At 68.6% G+C, this 21085-nt stretch carries 18 protein-coding genes and 1 tRNA gene; 6 read left to right on the top strand and 13 right to left on the bottom strand.

From position 1 onward, the window contains the following. Positions 1-18: 18 nt before the first annotated feature. Positions 19-306, bottom strand: coding sequence for a c-type cytochrome (locus tag J2X41_RS19970; protein ID WP_310084850.1), 288 nt, complete (start codon positions 304-306; stop codon positions 19-21). A gap of 548 nt (positions 307-854) precedes the next feature. On the opposite strand from J2X41_RS19970, the gene J2X41_RS19975 reads away from it, so the two are divergent. From J2X41_RS19975 to J2X41_RS19990, 4 genes are all read left to right on the top strand, one after another. Continuing rightward, on the top strand, positions 855-1076 hold the full coding sequence (locus tag J2X41_RS19975) for a hypothetical protein (RefSeq protein ID WP_310084854.1): 222 nt from the start codon (positions 855-857) through the stop codon (positions 1074-1076). A 388-nt stretch (positions 1077-1464) separates the two neighbouring features. Further along, positions 1465-3480: a protein-L-isoaspartate(D-aspartate) O-methyltransferase gene (locus tag J2X41_RS19980; RefSeq protein WP_310084859.1), complete on the top strand. Its 2016-nt coding sequence runs from the start codon at positions 1465-1467 to the stop codon at positions 3478-3480. 290 nt (positions 3481-3770) lie between these two features. Next, positions 3771-3845 (top strand) — tRNA-Val (locus J2X41_RS19985). 364 nt (positions 3846-4209) lie between these two features. Continuing rightward, a complete protein-coding gene (locus tag J2X41_RS19990; RefSeq protein WP_310084862.1) occupies positions 4210-5997 on the top strand; it encodes a hypothetical protein in 1788 nt (595 codons plus the stop codon). A 23-nt stretch (positions 5998-6020) separates the two neighbouring features. Here J2X41_RS19990 and J2X41_RS19995 read toward each other — a convergent pair whose 3' ends face one another. The 11 genes from J2X41_RS19995 to J2X41_RS20045 form a co-directional block, all read right to left on the bottom strand. Then, positions 6021-7121 carry a chemotaxis response regulator protein-glutamate methylesterase gene (locus J2X41_RS19995; protein WP_310084865.1) on the bottom strand — a complete coding sequence of 367 codons (1101 nt, stop codon included), beginning with the start codon at positions 7119-7121 and terminating at the stop codon, positions 6021-6023. A gap of 3 nt (positions 7122-7124) precedes the next feature. After that, positions 7125-7997 (bottom strand): CheR family methyltransferase, encoded by an 873-nt coding sequence (locus J2X41_RS20000; RefSeq protein WP_310084867.1) that lies wholly within the window; start codon positions 7995-7997, stop codon positions 7125-7127. A 70-nt stretch (positions 7998-8067) separates the two neighbouring features. Beyond that, positions 8068-8556, bottom strand: coding sequence for a chemotaxis protein CheW (locus tag J2X41_RS20005; protein WP_310084870.1), 489 nt, complete (start codon positions 8554-8556; stop codon positions 8068-8070). Further along, on the bottom strand, positions 8556-10244 hold the full coding sequence (locus J2X41_RS20010) for a methyl-accepting chemotaxis protein (RefSeq protein ID WP_310084872.1): 1689 nt from the start codon (positions 10242-10244) through the stop codon (positions 8556-8558). Before J2X41_RS20010 ends, J2X41_RS20005 begins: the two co-directional genes overlap by 1 nt. A 41-nt stretch (positions 10245-10285) precedes the next feature. Beyond that, positions 10286-12079, bottom strand: coding sequence for a methyl-accepting chemotaxis protein (locus tag J2X41_RS20015; RefSeq protein WP_310084873.1), 1794 nt, complete (start codon positions 12077-12079; stop codon positions 10286-10288). 14 nt (positions 12080-12093) lie between these two features. After that, on the bottom strand, positions 12094-12594 hold the full coding sequence (locus J2X41_RS20020; RefSeq protein ID WP_310084875.1) for a chemotaxis protein CheW: 501 nt from the start codon (positions 12592-12594) through the stop codon (positions 12094-12096). Positions 12595-12608: 14 nt separating this feature from the next. Further along, positions 12609-14558 (bottom strand): chemotaxis protein CheA, encoded by a 1950-nt coding sequence (locus J2X41_RS20025; RefSeq protein WP_310084878.1) that lies wholly within the window; start codon positions 14556-14558, stop codon positions 12609-12611. Then, entirely contained in the window at positions 14555-14920 is a 366-nt protein-coding gene (locus tag J2X41_RS20030; protein WP_310084881.1) for a response regulator, read from the bottom strand. The genes J2X41_RS20025 and J2X41_RS20030 overlap by 4 nt, the downstream gene beginning before the upstream one ends. Then, positions 14917-15237, bottom strand: a complete 321-nt coding sequence (locus J2X41_RS20035; RefSeq protein ID WP_310084883.1) for an STAS domain-containing protein — start codon at positions 15235-15237, stop codon at positions 14917-14919. The genes J2X41_RS20030 and J2X41_RS20035 overlap by 4 nt, the downstream gene beginning before the upstream one ends. Positions 15238-15499: 262 nt before the next feature. Then, on the bottom strand, positions 15500-15901 hold the full coding sequence (locus tag J2X41_RS20040) for a helix-turn-helix domain-containing protein (RefSeq protein ID WP_310084886.1): 402 nt from the start codon (positions 15899-15901) through the stop codon (positions 15500-15502). A 120-nt stretch (positions 15902-16021) separates the two neighbouring features. Continuing rightward, positions 16022-17041, bottom strand: coding sequence for a saccharopine dehydrogenase NADP-binding domain-containing protein (locus J2X41_RS20045; RefSeq protein ID WP_310084889.1), 1020 nt, complete (start codon positions 17039-17041; stop codon positions 16022-16024). A gap of 102 nt (positions 17042-17143) precedes the next feature. On the opposite strand from J2X41_RS20045, the gene J2X41_RS20050 reads away from it, so the two are divergent. Both J2X41_RS20050 and J2X41_RS20055 read left to right on the top strand, forming a co-directional pair. Beyond that, on the top strand, positions 17144-17749 hold the full coding sequence (locus J2X41_RS20050) for a TetR/AcrR family transcriptional regulator (protein WP_310084892.1): 606 nt from the start codon (positions 17144-17146) through the stop codon (positions 17747-17749). A gap of 143 nt (positions 17750-17892) precedes the next feature. Continuing rightward, a complete protein-coding gene (locus J2X41_RS20055) occupies positions 17893-19851 on the top strand; it encodes a PAS domain S-box protein (RefSeq protein WP_310084895.1) in 1959 nt (652 codons plus the stop codon). Here J2X41_RS20055 and J2X41_RS20060 read toward each other — a convergent pair. Further along, positions 19839-21083 carry a pectate lyase gene (locus J2X41_RS20060; RefSeq protein ID WP_310084896.1) on the bottom strand — a complete coding sequence of 415 codons (1245 nt, stop codon included), beginning with the start codon at positions 21081-21083 and terminating at the stop codon, positions 19839-19841. The two genes, J2X41_RS20055 and J2X41_RS20060, sit on opposite strands and share 13 nt — an antisense overlap. Positions 21084-21085 lie beyond the last annotated feature (2 nt).

Consider the following 21085-nt stretch of genomic DNA (forward strand, 5'->3'; position numbering starts at 1 on the left):
GTCGTGTTTCCCAGGCGCCTACGATCCCGACGCCCTGTGCCCATGCGCCGGGAGACGCGGCTCCGCCGACATGGATCTGACATAGGCCGCGATTTGCACGATCTGCCGTCGGGGGATGATCCCGGCGAAGGCCGGCATGCCGTTGGGACGCCCCTCGGCGATCGAGGCGCGGATCGATGCGGGGTCGCCGCCATAGCGCCAGGTGTCGTCCATCAGGACCGGGCTGATGTCGCCGCCGCCGCGGGCATGGCAGCCGTCGCAATTGAACAACTGGTAGAGGCGTTCGCCGCGGTCGATTTCCGACATCGGATCCGGCGCAAGCCTTGGCCGGCCAAGCTCCGCCCTTCGACCCGGCGGAAGTCACTAGCGCTGTTTTCACTGCGTCGATTTCGCTCGGCCCGAGCTCCGCCAGGGCGACCGCCCCCACAGGCGCTTGTCTCGATTGAGCGCAGGAATCCAGCGACCTGGTGCTCGGCCAGCGCCCAGGCGACGTCGTTCACGTGGTCGTTCTCGAAGCGATAGATGACCTTCTCGGAGATCACCTCGCGCACTGCGGAGCCGCGGGAGCCGCGGGAGCCGCGCACAGCGAGAGCCCGGCGTTGCCCTTTCGGGTGCGCGTCGGGCTCTCTTTGGGGCCGGCTTCATTCCCATTTCTGGTGGTGATCCGACCTCGATCATACGGCTTTCGCCCAATGATCAGCCTATCAACGTCCTCGCCGTTCCGCAGGTTCCCCACGCATCAAAAATTTTGAATGGCTGGACCAGCGCGGGCTGTCGGTTCCGGCTGGCCGGTAGGAACGGACGGCTGTCGGCCGGCGTTGGAAGGCGCCCCCCCTGAACATTCGGAGGCCGTCATGACCAGATCCAAGCACTCGCCGTCCGGCCACACGCCGACCACCCTGCCCCGTGACGACCTGGAGGACAATCCGGGTATCGGCGCCTCCAAGGGCACGACCATCTCGGGCGAGGACCCTGAGGTTCTCGAAGGCGAGAACACCTATGAGGGCGATGTCGAGAACGACACCGACGCCACCGGCGCGATCACGCCCCAGCGACGTCACCGCACAAACCCGTGAAGCGACTTCTCCGCTGACCTTCATGTGAGGGTCCTTGTCGGATGGCTGGCCTGGGAAGTCAGGCTCGGACGCCGGAGCGATCCTTGGTCTGTCGGCGCTCGATTGGTCGGAGAGATCCGTGCGGAGACGTCGCGGGCTTGGTCCTGAGCGGCGCCATCATCGTCGTGGAGAGAACCGCGTAGGCGGCGTCGCGTTGCGATGTTCGTAGGGCTGTGGAAATGGCTCGCACGAACCGCCGTGCGGATTGTGCGTTCAAGTCCGGTCGTGTCCGGCGTCTTAGCGCACGCCGGAGAGGCAAAGGCATTCACCTGCTCAAACGCCGATGGGCGGAATGCCGCTGCAGGGTAGTCCGTGTTCAGAAATGAGCCTTCCGGAAGGAACAACGGCGATGCTCGATTTGGGCCCCGATCGCGAAAGAATGGTGGATCGACAACTGGCGCGGCGCGGCGTGAGCGATAGCCACGTCCTCGACGCCATGCGCGAGGTGCCGCGCGAGGCGTTCGTTCCGGAGGGCCTGCAGGAATTCGCCTACGAGGACACGCCCCTGCCCATCGAAGCGGGCCAGACCATTTCCCAACCCTATATCGTCGGCTTGATGATCGAAGCCGCGGAGATCCGGCCGGGTGATCGGGTGCTCGAAATCGGCGCCGGTTCGGGCTATGCGGCCGCGGTGATCAGCCGGATCGCCGATCGGGTCTACGCCATCGAGCGGCACGATGAGCTCACCGTCCTCGCGGCCAATCGTTTGCAGCGGCTGGGCTATGACAATGTCGAGCTGCGCACCGGCGACGGCACCCACGGGTGGCTCGAGGCGGCGCCGTTCGATGCGATCCTTGCGGCCGCCGGCGGTCCGGCGATTCCGCAGGTGCTGAAGGACCAACTCGACATCGGCGGGCGTCTCGTCATGCCTGTCGGCGAGACTCAGCGCGATCAGCGCCTGATCAAGGTGACGCGGATCAGCGCCACGCATTTCGAGGAGGAAGACCTCGGCGGGGTGATGTTCGTGCCCCTGATCGGCGAGCATGGCTGGTCCAGGGATGAGCAGGAACATCTGCGATCACGTCGCGCGCCCGAGCCCCGCAGTTTCCGCGAACCCATGCCCGAACCGTCGATCTCCGACCAGATCGCGACCGCCGCGGAGCCGCTGCCCGACATCGACGATCCGGCGTTCGGCCATATGATGGACCGCTTCGCGAAAGCCCGGGTGGTGCTCCTGGGCGAAGCCAGCCACGGGACTTCCGAGTTCTATCGGGCGCGGGCGGCCATTACCCGCCGGTTGATCGAGGAGCACGGCTTCACCATCGTCGCCGCCGAGGCCGATTGGCCGGATGCGGCAAGCCTCGACCGTTATGTTCGAGACAGGCCCGCGCCGCCGCACGCCGAGCCGGCGTTCCGCAGGTTCCCCACCTGGATGTGGCGCAACACCGACGTGGAGGCGTTCATCGAAGGCCTGCGCGCCTGGAACCTGGATCGGCCGACGGAGGAGCGAGCCGGCTTCTATGGGCTCGACCTCTACAATCTCTCCGCCTCGATCCGCGCGGTGTTGGACTATCTCGACAAGGTGGATTCGGAAGCCGCGTCGGTGGCGCGCCAGCGTTATGGCTGCCTGACGCCCTGGGCCAAGGAGCCACAGGTCTATGGTCGCATGGCGCTCACGTCGGGGTTCGCGCTTTGCGAGGCCGGCGTGGTGAAGATGCTCGGCGAACTTTTGGCCAGCAAGCTCGACTATGTCGGGCGCGACGGCGAAACCTTCCTCGACGCCACGGCCAACGCGCGACTGGTCAAGAACGCCGAAGCCTATTACCGGGCCATGTACTACGGTTCGGCGCAGAGCTGGAACCTGCGTGACACCCACATGTTCGAGACGCTCTGCGCGATTCTGGACGCGAAGGGCCCGCGATCCAAGGCCGTGGTCTGGGCGCATAATTCTCACATCGGCGACGCTTCCAAGACCGAGATGGGGCTCGTGCGCGGGGAGTTGAACATCGGCCAGCTCTGCCGCGAGCGGTTCGGCAAGGACGCCGCCCTGATCGGCTTCGGGACCCACGCCGGCACGGTCGCCTGCGCGGACGACTGGGATGGGCCCGTGCAGGTGAAGCGGGTCAATCCTTCGCGGCCGGACAGCTATGAACGGCTGGCGCACGACAGCGGGATCGGCCGTTTCCTGCTCGACGTGCGCGAAGGGGTCCACGAGCCATTGCGTTACCGCCTGCTCGCGCCGCGCCTGGAGCGGTTCATCGGCGTGATCTATCGGCCCGACACTGAACGCTGGAGCCACTACTCCGCCTGTTCGCTGCCGCAACAGTTCGACGCCTACATCTGGTTCGACGAGACCACGGCGGTCACGCCCCTGCCGACCCGCATGCGCGAAGGCCCGGAGGAGACCTACCCCTTCGGCCTGTAAGGCGCGAAGCGGCCGCGAAACCCGACGAGCGCACGTCCCTATTCGCCGCTCGTCTGCTTGCCCGTTATTCGCCAGAAACGCCGCGAAGAGAACCGAACGAAAGATGATCAAGGGGGTGGCCTACCCCGCGCGGGCCAACGCTCCAGTCCCGCCCCCGCTACCGCTTTCGTTGCCGGAACGTCTCACGCCAACACCCGCAAGCGCTTTGTATTATGGGCACTTGCGGTCCCGGATCGACCGGGCTATACGCCCTGCCTCTCGCGGTGATTTCTCGCCTTCACCGACGCAGCGGATGCTTAGCTCAGCGGGAGAGCACCTCGTTCACACCGAGGGGGTCGCAGGTTCAATCCCTGCAGCATCCACCATTTTCTCCTCTCTCAGAGACAGACGCAGCTCGCTATAGGCCGCCACCAGGGCGTCCTGCCGAAGGCGAGGTTGCGGCCGCTGGGATTGGGCAGCACCCAGGCGACGGCGCCGCCGAAGGGCTGGGCCTGCCGGCCCCAGGGCACGGCCCGGCGCCAGCCGCCAGGCGGGGGCCGACCTGCACCCGGAGAAGCCGATCACCAGCGCCACGCTGTTCTCGGCCATCGGCCAGGCCTTCGAGGCGGCCAAGGGCGCGTCGGAATCCCTGGCCGCCGAGGCCTGATCGGCGGCGAAAGCCCCCGATCTTTACGCGCCCTTCGCACATCTTCCGGCATGGTGCGGCAACAGCGGTCATTCGGCGATTTCATGAGCTTGGCGTCTTCCTCGGCGGCTTTCGCAACGACTTTCCAGGCCTCGGCCGAGGCCAATGGAGGCGCTCGGATCGGCGCGCGCCTTGAGGCGGCCCGCCAGGTGGTGGAAGCCCGCTTCCTCGAAGCCGGCGACGTCTTGTCGCGGGCCGTCGACGGCGTCGGCGCGCTGATCGCCGGCCTGGACGCCATCCGCGCCAATCTCGACGCCGAGACGGTGACGGCGACCACCGGGGAACTGATCCAGGCCGCCGAGACGTTGAAATCGCTGCCCCAGAGCCTGGGCGTCCGCCGCGACCGTGTCGGCGAGCTGGTCAAGTTCAGCGACGGCCTAGCCGGGCGCATCGCCGACATGCGCCAGCATCTGGCCTATCTCCGGGTCTTCGCGATCAACATCAAGATCACCTCCGGCGGCATCGCCGCGGCCGGTCCCGAGTTCGCGATCTTCGCCCAGGAGATCTACGACTGCATCGAGATGGGCGGGGCCCAGCTGGACGCCCTGAACAACGACCTGACCAAGCTCGACCAGACCCTGCGCGGCGCCCTGGCGCACGAGCAGAACCTGGCCAGGAGCTGCGCCGACCTGCTGCCTGCGGTGCCCGAAGCCCTGACCGCCAGCGCCGCCGCCATCGCCGACCACCACGGCCGGATCGCCAGCGTCGCGGTCAGCGTCGCCGCCCTGGCCCGCGACGTGCAGAAGAAGGTCGGCGGCGGCCTGGCGGCCCTGCAGATCGGCGACATCACCCGCCAGCGGATCGAGCACGTTCAGGCCGGGCTGCGCTTCCTGGACGAGGCGACCGAGATCGCCGCCCTGCCTCCCGGGCCGCGCCAGCGCGCCCAGGCCTTCGTGCACCGACTGCTCGGCGCCCAGCTGTCGGCCATGGCCGAGGACTTCCACCGCGAGGTGGCTCGTATCGGCCACAACGTGATCGGCATGGCCGCCGACGCCACCGAGCTGTTGCGCCTGCGTGACCTGGCTTCAGGCCAGACCGCGAACCAAGCGGGCGCCGAGACCAATTTCCTGCGCGACCTCGAAGGCAGTGTCGGACAGGCCCTGGGCCTGGTCGGCGACATGACCGCCGGCGAGCGGGCCGCCGAGGACGTCAGCCGTTCGGCGGCGGTCTCGGCCCGCGAACTGACCGAGCGCATCGCCGGCATCCAGAACATCCGCGCCGACGTGCAGATGATGGCGCTCAACACCACGCTGAAATGCAGCCGCATCGGCGAGACCGGCAAGCCGCTGGGCGTCATCGCCGTCGAGCTGCGCCAGCATGCCATCCACCTGGAGAAGTCGGCCGCCCAGACCACCAGCTCCCTGGAAGGCCTGTTCAACGCCGCCGAGGCCCTGGGCCAGCGCGGCGACCGGCCTGAAGGCGAGGACGGCAAGGCCGCGGCCGCCGCCGCCGTGCTGAGCGGCGCGGTCGCCCGCATCGGCAAGGCCGGCGACGGCGTCGACAGCGCCCTGACCGCCGTGGCCCGCCAGGGCGCTGAGGTCGTCGACATGCTGCGCCGCGCCGCCGAGCGCTTCGACTTCCACAAGCAGATCGGCTCGGTGCTCGACGCCGCCGCCAACCAACTTCTGGACATGGCTGGCGACGACGAGATCCCTACCGACGATATCGCCCACGCCCTGCGCCCGCTGCTCGACCGGCTGGCCAAGCAATACACCATGGCCCAGGAGCGCGAGGTCCATCGCGCCTTGACCGAGAGTCTGGTCGCGGCGTCCGCGACGGAGGTCGAGATCATCGCCCCGCCGGTGGACGACGAGGACGACGTGCTGTTCTAGGGATTTGCGACGGAGGACGCCCCCTACCGGCTGGCCGCGCGCAGCACTTCGCCCGCCAGACCTTGCAGCGGAACCACTCGGTCGACGCAGCCCAGGGCGATGGCTTCCTTGGGCATGCCGAACACCACCGAGGTGGCCTCGTCCTGGGCCAGGGTGAAGGCGCCGGCCTGCTTCATCTCGGCCAGTCCGCGCGCGCCGTCGTCGCCCATGCCGGTCATGATCACGCCCACCGCGTTCGATCCGGCCGACCGGGTCGCCGAGCGGAACAGGACGTCCACGGACGGTCTGTGGCGCGACACCAGCGGGCCGTCCTTGACCGAGACGTAGTAGCGGGCCCCGCTACGCTCCAGCAGGGTGTGCTTGTTGCCCGGCGCGATCAGCACCCGGCCGCGCCGCACGGTGTCGCCGTCCTCGGCCTCCTTGACCTCGACCGCGCACAGGCTGTCCAGCCGACGGGCGAACGAGGCGGTGAACTTCTCGGGCATGTGCTGGACGATGACCATGCCGGGAGAATCCGGCGGCAGGCTTTCCAGCAGGACGCGCAGCGCCTCTGTGCCGCCGGTCGAGGCCCCGACGCAGACCACGCTTTCGGTGGTGCGCGCCATGGCCTTGACGCCTGTGGGGGGCGGCAGCATGGCGTCGGCGGTCAGCTTCTTTTCGGGCCCGTGGTCCGGGCGGGCGAACTGCGGCGTCGGGCGCCGGGACCCGGCCAGCTTTGCGCCGGCCGCGGCCTTGACCGCGTCGCAGATGCGGATCTTGGACTCCAGCAGGTGGTCGGCCACGCCGACCTTCGGCTTGAGGATGATATCGACCGCGCCGGCCTCCAGCGCCTGCAGCAGGGTTTCCGACCCCGCCTCGGTCAGGGACGAGCACATCACCACCGGGATCGGCTTCTGGGCCATCAGCTTGCGCAGGAAGGTGATGCCGTCCATGCGCGGCATCTCGACGTCCAGGGTGATGACATCGGGGATCTCCTCGGCGATGCGCTTGGCGGCGACGAAGGGATCGGACGCGACGCCCAGCACCTCGATCTGCGGATCGGATTCCAGGATCGAGGTCAGGGTCTGACGCACCGTGGCCGAGTCGTCGATGATCAGGACACGGATCTTGCGGACCACGGACATGAGCTATCGCTTCTGGAAGACCGTATTGGCGATCTGGACGACGGGCAGGTCGATGCCGACGATGGACTCCGAATGGCCCAGGAACAGATACCCCCCAGGCGCCAGATGGTTGCACAGCCGGCTCAGCACCCTGGCCTGGGTGGGCTTGTCGAAATAGATCAGGATGTTGCGGCAGAAGATGACGTCCAGGTCGGTCTCGACCGGATAGGCGTCGTCCATCAGGTTCAGGCGGCCGAAGGCCAGCTTGGACCGCAGGTGCGGCTTGATCCGCACCTCGTTGCGCGACGCGTCGCGGGCGCGCATCAGGTAACGCTGGCGACGGGCCATGGAGACCGGCTCGATCATCTGCTCGGAGAACCGCCCGGCGATCGCCTGGCCCAGCACCTCGGTGCAGATGTCGGTGCAGAGGATCGAGTAGTCGATGCCGCGCTGCCTTTCGCAGAACTCGTCCAGGATCATGGCCAGGGTGTAGGGCTCGGCGCCGGTCGAGCAGGCCGCGCTCCAGATCCTGATCTCCTTCCTGATCTCCTTCTTGCCCTTGGCGGCCAGGGCCGGCAGACCTTTGGCGACCAGAAAATCGAAATGGGCCGGCTCGCGGAAGAACTCGGTCTTGTTGGTGGTCACCGCGTCGATCAGGTGAATGACCTCGGCCTCCATCCCGTTCTCTTCGAACAGGTAGCGGCAATAGGCGTTGACGTCGTCGATCCGCGTCGCCCGCATCCGGCGGCGCAGGCGGCCTTCCAGCATGGTGCGCTTGTTGGCCGGCATCTTGATGCCGCTGTAGTCGTGGATGAACGTCGCCAGGCGTTGGAAATTGCGGGCGCTCAGCTGTTCGACTTCAGGGGCTTGCAGCGCGGCGGCGGCTTGTCTCGACACGGGCGTCTCCGTTCGCGGCGCCGTCGCGCCGCTGGCTGTGCGGGCGGCCCGTCCGGCCGCCGGGCGCGTTCTAGGCGGCCTGGCTGAGGGCGGCCGCGTCCTGGCTGGTCAGCAGGCGCGCCAGGTCGAAGATCACCACGAAGCCGCTGGTCCCGGAGGACGCGTCGCGACGCACCACGCCCTGGATGTATTCCGAGCGCCACGGCACGCCGATGTCGGGAGCCCCCTCGATCTGGCTCTCCGAGAAGGCGACCACCTCGATCACCCGGTCGGCGACCAGGCCCAGCGCCAGCACGCGGTCGTCCACCGGCACGTCCAGCACCAGGATGCGGGTGGCGCCAGTCGGCTCGACACGGGGCAGGCCCAGCTTCAGCCGCAGGTCGATGGTCGGCGTGCCGCGCCCGCGCACGTCGGTCAGGCCCAGCAGATAGTCGGGGCCCTCCGGGATGGCGAACGGCGGCTGGTAGTCGAGAATCTCGCGCACATGGGCGACCGACACCGCGAAGACCTCGGCGCCCAGGCCCAGCGTGACGAACTGGCGATCGGCGGGACCGGCCATCAGGCGTATTCCCGGAAGTCGGCGTCGTCGGCGTCGGGACCGCCGCTGGTCAGGTCCAGGGCGAAGCCGCCGGCCCGGGCCTGCTGGGCGGCGACCGTCTGGCGCGGCGCCGAGACGGCGGGCTTGCGGGCCGCGGACGTCGTGGGGCGCTTGGCGCTGGCGGAACGGGCAGATGGACGGCGCGGGGCGCCGCCGCCGGCGTTGGTGCGGAAATAGGCGATCGAGGCCTGCAGTTCCTCGGCCTGGGCGGCCAGTTCCTCGGAGGTGGCCGACATCTGCTCGGACGCCGAGGCGTTCTGCTGGGTCACCTTGTCCAGTTGCTGGATGGCCTCGTTGATCTGCGAGGCGCCGATGTCCTGCTCGCGGCAGGCGGCGCTGATCTCGGACACCAGCTCGGCGGTCTTGCGGATGTTGGGCACCAGGGTGGTCAGCATCTCGCCGGCCGATTGGGCGGCTTTCACCGTGTCCGACGACACCGCGCCGATCTCGGTGGCGGCGGTCTGCGAACGCTCGGCCAGCTTGCGCACCTCGGAAGCCACCACGGCGAAGCCGCGGCCATGCTCGCCGGCCCGGGCCGCTTCCACCGCCGCGTTCAGGGCCAGCAGGTCGGTCTGGCGGGCGATCTCCTGCACGATGGTGATCTTCTCGGCGATCGTGCGCATGGCCTCGACGGCCCGGCTCACCGCTTCGCCGCTGACTTCCGCGTCCTTGGCCGACTGGCGGGCGATCTTCTCGGTTTGGGCGGCGTTGTCGGCGTTCTGCTTGATGTTGGACGCCATCTCCTCCATCGAGGCCGAGGCCTCCTCGGCCGACGAGGCCTGCTCGGTGGCGCCCTGCGACACTTGCTCGGAGGCCGCCGACAGCTCCTGGCTGCCGGCCGAGACGTTCTCCGAGGCCGAGATCGCATCGGAGACCACGCCGCGCAGGCGCTCGATCATCACGTTCACATGACCCAGCAGGTCGCCGATTTCGTCCTTTGTGGTGATCTCGACGGTCCGGGTCAGGTCGCCATCGGCCACCGAACGCACGGCGTCCGCCGCGCGGTTCAGGCCCTTGCTGACCGCCATGGAGATGTAGAGCGCCGCGCCGGCCGCGATCAGCAGCGAGACTACCGTCAAGATGACCAGGCTGGTGCGGACATTGGCGAAGTCGGCGTCGGCCTTGTCGGTGGCGGCGTCCAGCTGGGCCTGGGACAGTTCGACCAGTTCCTGCACCTGGGCGGCGGCGTCGACGACGGCCTTGCGGCCCTCGCCCATCGAGACGGCGGCGGCCTGGGCGTCGTTGTCGGCGACGGCCAGGGCGTAGACGCGGTCATGGGCGGCGATCAGCCGCTCCCAGGCGTCGCCCAGCGCCTGCCACTTGGGCTTGCCCTCGGCGGTGGCCAGGCCCTCGGCCCTGGTCAGCAGCGCTTCGAAGGCCCGCTTCTCCTTCTCGATCGAGGCCTCAAGAGTCTTCACCTCTTCGGGGCTGTCGACCAGGACCATGTTCTTTTCGGCGCGCACCACATTGAGCATGTGGATGTTCAACTGCTGGGCGGCCTGCAGGCGTACGGCTGGACCGTCGACCATCGCGTTCATGTCGCGATTGGTGGTCGACAGACTGTTGATCCCGAACAGCGTCGCCACCAGCAGCAGGGCGATGATCAGGCCAAAGGCGAGGCCGAGCTGCAATTTGATCGTCAGGCGCATGGTCTTGTCCTTGGCGGTGATCGAGAGGCGGCGGCGGGGCGTCAGTATTCGGTGAAGTCGCGGTCGTCGGAGTCGGGACCGCCCTGGCTCAGGTCAAGGGCGAAGCCCTGGGCCCGGGCCTGCTGGACCGCGACGGCCCGGGCCGGGGCCTTGCGGGGCGCCGGCTTGGCGGAGCGGGTCGGCAGGCGCACGACCGGCGCGGCCTTGCGCGACGCCTGGGCGGCGTTCGACAGGCGGAAATAGGCGATCGAGGCCTGCAGTTCCTCGGCCTGGGCGGCCAGTTCCTCGGAGGTGGCCGACATCTGCTCGGACGCCGAGGCGTTCTGCTGGGTCACCTTGTCCAGTTGCTGGATGGCCTCGTTGATCTGCGAGGCGCCGATGTCCTGCTCACGGCAGGCGGCGCTGATCTCGGACACCAGCTCGGCGGTCTTGCGGATGTTGGGCACCAGGGTGGTCAGCATCTCGCCGGCCGACTGGGCGGCTTTCACCGTGTCGGATGACACCGCGCCGATCTCCGTCGCCGCCGTCTGGCTGCGCTCAGCCAGCTTGCGGACTTCCGAAGCCACCACGGCGAAGCCGCGGCCATGCTCGCCGGCCCGGGCGGCCTCCACCGCCGCGTTCAGGGCCAAGAGGTCGGTCTGGCGGGCGATCTCCTGGACGATGGCGATCCGCTCGGCGATCGTGCGCATGGCCTCGACGGCGCGCTTGACCGCCTCGCCCGATACCTCCGCGTCGTGGGCCGACTGGCGGGCGATCTTCTCGGTCTGGGCGGCGTTGTCGGCGTTCTGCTTGATGTTGGACGCCATCTCCTCCATCGCGGCCGAGGCCTCCTCGGCCGACGAGGCCTGCTCGGTGGCGCCTTGCGACACCTGCTCGGAGGCCGCCGACAGCTCCTGGCTGCCGGCCGAGACGTTGTCCGAAGCCGAGATCGCGTCGGAAACCACGCCGCGCAGACGCTCGACCATGCGCTGCAGGGCGATGCCCAGCGTGTCCTTGTCGGAGAGCGGCTTGGTCTCGACGGTCAGGTCGCCATCGGCCACCTTGTCGGCGACAGCGGCGGTGGCGCGGAGGTTCTCGGTCATGCGGTTGACCGTGTCGACCAGGTCCTTGATCTCGTCATTGGTCGTGATGTTGACCCGCTGGTCGAGGTCGCCCAGGGCGACGGCGTTGGCCAGGTCGGCGACCTTGCTCAGGCCCTTGCTGATGGTGAGGGCGATCCAGGTCGCTGCAGCGCCAGCGATCAGGAGCGAGCCGATGACGACCGCGATCAGGAAGTTGCGCGCGGTGGCGTAGGTCTGGTCGCCTTCCTCGTCGGCGATCGCCAGGCGCTGAACATTGTAGGCGACCAGGTCCTCGACGCGTTGCGACACGGCGTTGGTCACGGGCCGCTGCACGGTCTGCATCATGGTCACGGCCTCGGCGCGATGGCCGTTCATCATGGCCTCCCGCATCGTCAGGTCCATGGCGGCGTAGCTTTCCCAATCCTGCTCGAGGGCGACCCACTTGGTCTTGGCTTCCGGCGTCGTCGCCTTGGCCACGCCTTCGTCGACCAGCGACTGGACGATCCTGCGCTGCTTGTCGGCCTTCTCGTTCTGGCCGTGCAGTTCCTCGTTGTCGTCGGCCAGGGCCATGTTCTTCTGCGCTCGCGTGACCTGCAGCAGGGCGATGTTGGCGGACTGGGCGCGCTGAAGCTGGGCCGCGGGACCCTTGATCATCGCGGTTTGGGCCGCGTTGATCTTGTTCAGCGCGTTGATGCCGAACAGGGTCGAGGCCGTCATCAGGACGATGAGCAGGCCAAAGGCGATGCCGAGCTTGAGTTTGATCGTGAAGCGCATGGTGGGTTCCCGGCTCAGGCTTGGAGCGCGTTGAAGGGCGTGACGGTGGCGGTCGAGCGACCGCGCGCGGCGAAGATCTGCTCAAGGTCGGGGATGACGATCACGTCGCCATCCCGCCGCGCCAGCAGGCGGATGAAGTCCGGCCGCCAGCGGAGGCCCACGCGCGGAACCTCCTCGGTGACGGCGCGATCGATCGTGGTGACTTCGTGCACCTTGTCGGCCCGCAGGCCGATCAAGGTCGGTTCGCCGTCGAGTTCGTGCTCGATGACCACGATGCGGCTGTCGATCGTGGGCTCGGCGGCGTCCATGTCGAAGGCCACGCGCAGGTCGACCAGCGGGATCACCCGGCCACGGAAGTTGATCACGGCGCTGACGAACGGCGGCGCGCCGGGCACGCCCGTCTCCGGCAGCAGATCCAGCACCTCGCGCACCAGGCCGGCCTCGAGGGCGAAGGTTTCGCCGCGCAGGTCGAAGGTCAGGGCCTCGATCGCTCCGGTCGAAGGTTCGGTGGTCATGTCCTGGCCTTTCATCAGCTGGCGGCGCGCAGCTGCGCGTCCTGGCGTTGGCCGGCGGCCACGAGGTGGGCGATGTCGAGGATCAGGGCCACGCCGCCGTCGCCCAGGATGGTCGCGCCCGAGAAGGCGCCGACCTCGGCGTGAAAGCCCGACAGCGCCTTGATGACGGTCTGGTGGTCGCCCAGGATCTGGTCGACCACCAGGCCGACCCGTTCCTGGCCGCCACCCTGCCCCGTCGAGACCACGACGATCTTCTGGTGGGGATCCGGCTCCAGGCCGGTGGCGAACATCTGGCGCAGGCGGATGAACGGCACCAGTTGGTCGCGTAGGGTGATCAGGCTGCGGCCCGTCGAGCGGACGTCCTGCTCGACCGACAGCTCCACGCATTCCTCGACCGACGCCAGCGGGATGACATAGCGACCGGTCCCGACCCGCACCAGCAGGCCGTCGATGATCGCCAGGGTCAGTGGGATGCGCAGCGAGACGACCGAGCCCTGACCGGGCGTGCTGGTCAGTTCGATGGAGCCGCGCAACCCTTCGATCGTGCGCTTGACGACGTCCATGCCGACGCCGCGCCCCGATAGGTTGGTGATCGCCGCCGCGGTCGAGAAGCCGGGCGCGAAGATCATCTGCAGCAGCTCGTTGTCGCTCAGCACCTGGCCCGGCACGATCAGGCCGTTCTCCTCGGCCTTGGCGCGAACCCGGGCGCGGTCGACGCCGCGGCCGTCGTCGGTGATGGTGATCACCACCTCGGCGCCGGACTGGCGGGCGGCCAGCACCACCTGCCCCGCCTCGGACTTGCCGGCGGCCAGACGTTGTTCGGGGGTTTCCAGGCCGTGGTCGGCGGCGTTGCGGATCAGGTGGATCAGCGGGTCGGCCAGGCGCTCGATGACCGTCTTGTCGAGCTCGGTCGCCTCGCCCTCGGTCGACAGCTCGATCGTCTTGCCGGTGTCGCGGGCCAGGTCGTGGATCAGCCGGCGGAAGCGGCCGAACAGTTGGGCGATCGGCGTCATGCGCACGACCATCATGGTGTCGCGCATCTCCGAGGCCAGGCGTTCGATCTCCTCGGCGACGGCGCGCAGGGCGATGTCGCTGCTGGAGGCGGCCAGTTGCTTGAGGCGCGACTGGGCGATGACCAGCTCGCCCACCCGGTCCATCATCTCGTCCAGGCGCTCGGCCGGCACACGCACGGTGTCGCCGCCGGTCTTGGCGGCCCGGCCTTCGGCCGCCTCGACGGGAGCGGCGGTCTCGACGACTTCGGCGACGACCTCGGCTTCGGCGGCGGCGTTCATGTCCTGGATGTCCAGGGTCATGTCGTCGATCACGAAGATGAAGACGTCCTCGATGGCGTCGCGGCCGTGCTTGGTGACCAGGGTCACGTCCCAGGCCAGGTGACATTCGGTGGGGACCAGGACGTCGAAGTCGGGCACCGCGTCGGTGACGGCGACCACCGTGCAGTCGCCCAGCTCGCGCAGCTCGTCCAGCAGGGGCAGAGGCCGCGTGCCGTTGACCAGGGCGTCGGCTGGCAGGCTGAAGCGGACCCGCCAGCGATTCAGGGCGGGCTCCGAAGGCGTTTCAACGACCGACTGGCCCGCGGCCTCGACGACGCGACGCAGGTCGGCCAGCAGGGCCTGGCCGGCGGCGTCGGAGGCCTCCCGGCCCTCGGCCAGGGCGCGCATGTGATCCTGGGCGGCCAGCACCGCGCCGACCAGCTCGGGCGTGGCGGCGACCTCGCCCTTGCGGACGCGGTCGAAGGCGGTTTCGCAGTGGTGAGTGAAGGCGGCCAGGGCGTCGAAGCCGAACATGGCGCCGGAGCCCTTCAGGGTGTGCAGGCCGCGGAACACCGCGTCCACCAGGTCTCGATCCCCGGGACGATGGGCCAGGTCCAGCAGGCCCTGCTCGATGTCCTCCAGCAGCTCCTGGGCTTCCTGGCGGAACGTCTCGACGGGATCGAGGCCGCTCACTTGGCCAGGACTTTCTTGACCACGCGGACCAGTTGCTCGGGGTCGAAAGGCTTGGTCAGCCAGCCGGTCGCGCCGGCGGCCTTGGCCTGAGCCTTGATCTCGGCGTCGGACTCGGTGGTCAGGAACAGGATCGGCACGCCGGCCCCGGCCGGGCGCTGGCGCAGCGCGCGGATCATCGCCAGGCCGTCCATGACCGGCATGTTCAGATCGGTGACGATCAGGTCGAAGCCGCCGGCGCTGCCCTTGTCCAGGCCGTCCTGCCCATTCACCGCCTCGGTGACGGCGTAGCCTTCGCCGGCGAGGGCGATCTTGATCGCCTGCCGGATGCTGGCGGAATCGTCCACGGTGAGGATCGAGGTCATTGTGCGGTCCCTTGAAGCCAGAACTTGGCGCGCTCGGAGGTTTCGTCGTCGAGGAAGCCGCCGCGACGCAGCACTTCCAGCACCGCGCCGTCCGCCGGCCGGTGCAACCTGAAGTCACGCCCAGTCTCGGCGGCCTTGCGGCGCGCGGATTCGATGAGTTGGATGAACGTCAGGTCCGTCTCGTCGATCGCGGCAATATCGACGACGACCGAGTCATTCTCGCGCAGCGCCGCGCCGATATTGTCGCGAGCTGCACCGATATTCGAAATCGCCATTTCACCGGCGAACGAAATCGCACTTTTACCTGAATTGATCAATAACGTCGGCCCCCGCCGCGCGCAGACACCAGCGTTATCTGGATCCACTACTTGCCATAACTTCTGACATGGCTCTTAAATTAGCGTAAACCGAACAACCTCAGGGGGAGCGGCAAACTGTCGCGAACGGGCATCGGCCGGATATCGGGCGCGGGCAGCCGGCAGCGAAGGGGTGATTGCAGGCTGTCGGCGGGCGGGACAGGCCGCCCCTTGGAGATGGACACCTGACGCCGCCTCGGCGGACCGGGGCGGCGTCGAGCAGCTAGGCCTCGTCGTCGGTGTTGGCCATGGCCTTGGCCAGCGCGACCAGACGGCGGCGCAGCTTCGGATTCATCGCCTTGAAGGCGACGACCAGATCCTGCGAGCCGCTTTCCCCGAGGAAGTCGATCAGCCCGCTCGCGGGGGTGTCTCCGCTGATCCCCGGATGGTCCAGCCCCTCGAAGAAGTCGGCCAGCGGGGTGTTCAGTTTCTGGGCGATCTCGTAGAGCTTGGAGGAGCTGACGCGGTTGGCGCCGCGCTCGTATTTCTGGATCTGCTGGAAGGTGATGCCCAGCGCCTCGGCCAGTTCGGTCTGCGACATGCCCATGGCCTTGCGCTTGGCCCGGATCAAGGCGCCGACGTGCCTGTCCACATGGTGCGGTTCGGAAACGGACGTGACTTGCATGATCTTCACCTTCCCTAAAACGCCTGACGCTAAAGCCTCCAGACAAGCGTCACTGTCGCTATTACTATAAAGCCAAGGTTGCGGCTTGGTTGCAGGCGGATCGTCGCAGGCGAGAGTTGGCTAGGCGTTGACCGTCAGGGTTTCGAACGGCAGCGCCCGCAGGAAATCCACGGCGTCGAAAACCTGGCCGGGCGCCAGCGCGCCGGCGATCTGACCGTCGCTGGCCAGCAGGCGCTGGACGGCTTCGCAGACCAGCGGCGCGGTGAACCCGTAGATGTCGCGCCCCGTCGCGATCGCCCGTCGCGTCTGGCCCGCGCGGCGCACGATCGCCTCGACGACGAACCTCTGGGCCGACCGTCCGCTGTCGTCTGCGGCTTCCGGCGGCGGGGTCGTGGCGTCCCGGACGTCCTTCAGGGCCGTCTCGCTGAGGAAGGTGTCTAGCTTGGCGGTCTTCAGGTGGCGGGCGATGACCACGACCTCGGAAAACGGGACCTCGACCATCGCCTGGGCGCCGAACGGCGCGGGAAAGGCCCAGTCCATGCGCGGGGCCGGATTGGCCAACGGCGTCAGGCGTCCCGAGGCGATCACCTGACGCGGCGCGGTGTTGCGAGCCCCCGTGACGCGCGTGCCCTCGGTCGGCCACCAGCGGTCCAGGCCGATGCCGATCTGGACGTCGTCGGCCTCGCCCCAATCGCCCAGGGCCGCCGTGACCAGGAGGTCGGCCAGCCCGCCGTAGAATCCCATCGCCGGCAGGGCGACCAGGCCCGCGACCCGGGCCGGTTCGTCGAACCGGTCGAACACCGCCTGGGCGCTGGGCTGCTCGGCCGAGACGTCGACATAGTGGGCGCCTGCCCTCAGCGCGGCCGCGGCGACCGCCTCCGCGGTGTCCAGGAACGGCCCCGCGCAGTTGATCACCGCCGCCACGCCGGCGAACGCGCGATCGAGGGCGGCGGCGTCCTCGACCGTCGCCGTCCGGATCTCCACGCCGCCAGGAAAGGCCGCCCGCAGCGCCTCGATCCGTCGCCCCACCGCCACCGGCGCCAGGCCCCGCCGCAGCAGGTCCTCGACCACGAACCGTCCGGTGTGACCCGACGCGCCGAACACCGCCACCCGACGGACGGAACTCTCGAAACCAGCCATTGCATTTTCCTCGCTACAGACCTGTCTGTTGCTAGAGCTACAAACAGGTCTGTAGCGTGTCAAGCCGCGATCTGCTAGGAACAGCGCACAGGAGGTTTCGTGATGCAGCAGGACTCGGGGCGTTCGACGCCCAACAGCAAGGCCGGCGAGGCGACAGACGTGCGCGAACGCATTCTCGAGACCGCCTCGGGGCTATTCTACCGCGAGGGCGTGCGCGCGGTCGGGGTCGACCTGGTGGTCGCGGCGGCCGGCGTGGCCAAGACCAGCCTCTACCGCTACTTCCGCACCAAGGACGACCTGATCGCCGCCTTCCTGCAGCGCGAGGACGAGGACTTCTGGCGCACCTGGGACGAGGTCGCCGGAAAGCATCGCGACGATCCGGCGGGCGAGCTTCAGGCCCATATGGACTGGATCGGCGAGCGGGTCGGGCGGCCGAACTATCGCGGCTGCCCGCAACTGAACGTCGCCGCCGAGTTTCCCCAGGCCGACCACCCGGCCCGCCAGGTCGCAACGGCCCACAAGCTGGAGCTGAGGCGTCGGCTCTTCGACATCGCCGAGCGGCTGGGCGTCGCGCGCGCCGAGATCCTGGCGGGACAGCTGGCGGTGCTGATCAATGGGGCCTTCGTCAGTTCGCCGATCCTGTCGGCCGCCGAGGCGAAGGACCTGCTGCAACAGGCGGCCCGCGCCCTGGTCCAGGCGGCGCGCTAAACCGGGGACGCCTCTCGCCGTCGGCCAGCGCCAGCGAGCCTTGACCGATGCGGGCGGCGGCCGGCGTTATCGTCGCCGTGGAACTCATCGGGAGCGGTGGGGTTCCACTTGCAACACCAGCGCTTCCGGGTATGTCCGACTTAATGCCTTCTCGTCGCGTGACCGACCTGGCGCAAGCCGACCGCTTCCAGTTGCTGGTCGACGCGGTCAAGGACTACGCGATCTATCTTCTCGACGTCGACGGCCGCGTCGCGACCTGGAACACGGGCGCGCAGCTGTTCAAGGGCTACACCGCCGAAGAGATCATCGGCCGGCATTTCTCGACCTTCTACACCGAGGAGGACCGCGCGGCCGGCCTGCCCGAGCGCGCCCTGCGGACCGCCGCCGAGACCGGCCGGTTCGAATCCGAGGGATGGCGCCTGCGCAAGGACGGCACGCGCTTCTGGACCCACGTGGTGATCGACCCGGTGATCGAGGCGGGCGAGGTGATCGGCTACGCCAAGATCACCCGCGATGTCTCCGAGCAGCGCGCGGCCGACCGGGCGCTGTATGAAAGCGAGCAGCGCTTTCGGCTCCTGGTGCAGGGCGTCAAGGACTACGCCATCTACATGCTCGACCCAGAGGGCAACATCACCAACTGGAACGCCGGCGCCGAAGCCATCAAAGGCTACGCCGCCGATGAGATCATCGGCCAACACTTTTCGCTGTTCTATACGCCGGAGGATCGTGAGGCCGGCGCACCGGCCAGGGCCCTGGCCACGGCGCTCCGCGAGGGCAAGTTCTCCGGCGAGGCCCAGCGGGTCCGCAAGAACGGCGAGCGGTTCTGGGCCAGCGTCCTGATCGATCCGATCTGCGACGACGCCGGCCAGTTGCTGGGCTTCGCCAAGGTGACCCGCGACATCACCGAGAAGCGCCGGGCCGAGGAGGAGCTGGAGCGCTCGCGCGAGGCGCTGGTCCAGGCCCAGAAGATGGAGGCGATCGGCCGGCTGACCGGCGGCGTCGCCCACGACTTCAACAACCTGCTGACGGTGATCCGCGCCTCGGCCGACTTCCTGCGGCGACCGAACATATCCGAGGAAAAGCGGGCTCGCTATGTCGAGGCGATCGCCGAGACCGCCGAGCGGGCCGCGACCTTGACCGGGCAGCTTCTGGCCTTCGCCCGTCGCCAGCCCCTGCAGCCGGAAATCTTCGACGTCTGCGTGCGCCTGAGGGGCCTGCACCGGATCATCGGCAGCATGATCGGCTCGTCGGTGACCATCCAGAACGACCTGCCCGAGACCGAACACCTGGTCGAGGCCGACCCCACCCAGTTCGACACCGCGGTCCTCAACATGGTCATCAACGCCCGGGATGCGATGCCGCGTGGCGGGACGATCCGGATCGGCGCGAGGATCGTCGACGGCGTTCCCGCCGTTCGAGGCCACGCCGCCGCCAGCGGGGCCTTCGTCGCCGTCGACATCTCCGACGACGGCAGCGGCATGTCGCCCGAGACGCTCCAGAAGATCTTCGAGCCGTTCTTCACCACCAAGCCGGTCGACAAGGGCACCGGCCTGGGCCTCAGCCAGGTCTACGGCTTCGCCAAGCAGTCGCGGGGCGAAATCGACGCCGCCAGCCAGTTGGATGTCGGCACGACCTTCACGCTGTACTTGCCCAGCGCCGCCGGACAGGTCACGACCGTCGCAGCCTCCGCCGCCCAGCCGGCGGACATGTCGAACGCCCCGCGTCGCCGGGTGCTGCTGGTCGAGGACAACGAGGGCGTCGGCAAGTTCGCGGCTGGTCTGCTCAAGGAGCTGGGCCAGGCGGTCACCTGGGTCGGCGACGGGCAGGCCGCGCTCAAGGCGCTGAACAACGATCCCGAAGGCTTCGACCTGGTGTTCACCGACGTGGTCATGCCCGGGATCAACGGGCTTGAGCTGGCCCAACTGATCCAGCAGCAGCGTCCCGACCTGCAGATCGTGCTGACCAGCGGCTACAGTCACGTGATCGCCGAACAGGGCGCCCAAGGCTTCCCCCTCGTGCGCAAGCCCTATTCGATCGACAGCCTGCTGGCGATCCTGGCTTCGGGGCGGGACTCAAGGAGGGTCGAACCCTACCGCGGATAGCCGCCGACCTCGTTCTCGTCGTCGATCACCCGGCCGGTCCCGCGGCGCACCTCCTGGACGATGCGGCGATCGACGGCGTCGCGGTCCCACGGCCGGGCGCCGGCGTTGGCCAGCACCCTGGCCTCGACGCGCCGGGCGTCGATCGCCTTCAGGCCTTCGGGCCAGATCGGCGGCTTATCGAGCAGCCGGATCTTCGGCAGGGGTTCGGTGGGCAACACCCGGGCCGGCGGCATCTCGCGGCCATCGGCATAGGTCGCCAGATTGTCGCGCGCATAGAGGTCGAGGTCGCCCTGCCCCTCGACGATCAGGAACGGCAGAGCCGGATCGGTCGAGGCCCCGCCCTTGACGACGTTGCCGACCAGGGCCAGCCGGCCGGTCCGCCAGTCATGGCCTGCCCACTCCGAGGCGTTCAGCGCATAGTGCATGGCCCGTGTGCCCGGATCGTAGACCAGGTTGTTGACCGACACGGCCTCGACCGCGCCCTTGAACAGCTGGTTGCGCTCGCGGTTGTGGGCGTAGAGGTTGCCGACGATCAGCACCTGGGTGGCGTTGTCGTGGATCAGGCTGCCCTTGGAGTGCTCGCCCTTCACGTGGCTTGCGTTCGACAGGCCTTCGGCGACGATGTTGTTGCTGAAGGTGATCCGGTGCGAGGTCCCTTCCTGCCAGCCCTCGGGATCCTCGCCACCGGTGAAGCGCGGGCCCGAGGCCGACAGGTTCTCGTCGGTGGCCCAGCTGATCGAGCAGTGGTCGACGATTACGTCGTGGGCCTTCCAGCAGGTGATGCCGTCGACCTCCCAGCCGCTGCGCGAGGCCGCGCCGTCACGACCGGCTCGCACCCGCAGGTGGCGGACGATGACGTCATGAGCCTCGATAGCCAGGCCGCCCTTGATCAGGGTGACGCCCGGCGAGGGCGCGGTTTCGCCGGCGATGGTCAGGAAGGGCTCGGTGACCTTGAGACTATGCCGGCCCAGGTCGATGACCCCGGCAACGTCGAAGACCACTGTGCGCGGCCCCTTGGCCGTCACCGCCGCACGGAAGGACCCTGGCCCGTCGCCGGCCAGGGTGGTCACGCGGATGACCCTGCCGCCGTCGCCGCCCGGCGTTCCGCCCGCCCAGCCCAGGCGTTCGAACACCCGGGGCTTGGGCGCGGCCACGGCGCCGAACACCGGAAGCGCCAGGGCGCCGCCTAGCAGGATCGCCCGCCGCCCGATCTTGCTTGCGTCGTCGGTCATTC

This window comes from Caulobacter sp. BE254, from assembly GCF_031457295.1.
Lineage (GTDB): Bacteria > Pseudomonadota > Alphaproteobacteria > Caulobacterales > Caulobacteraceae > Caulobacter.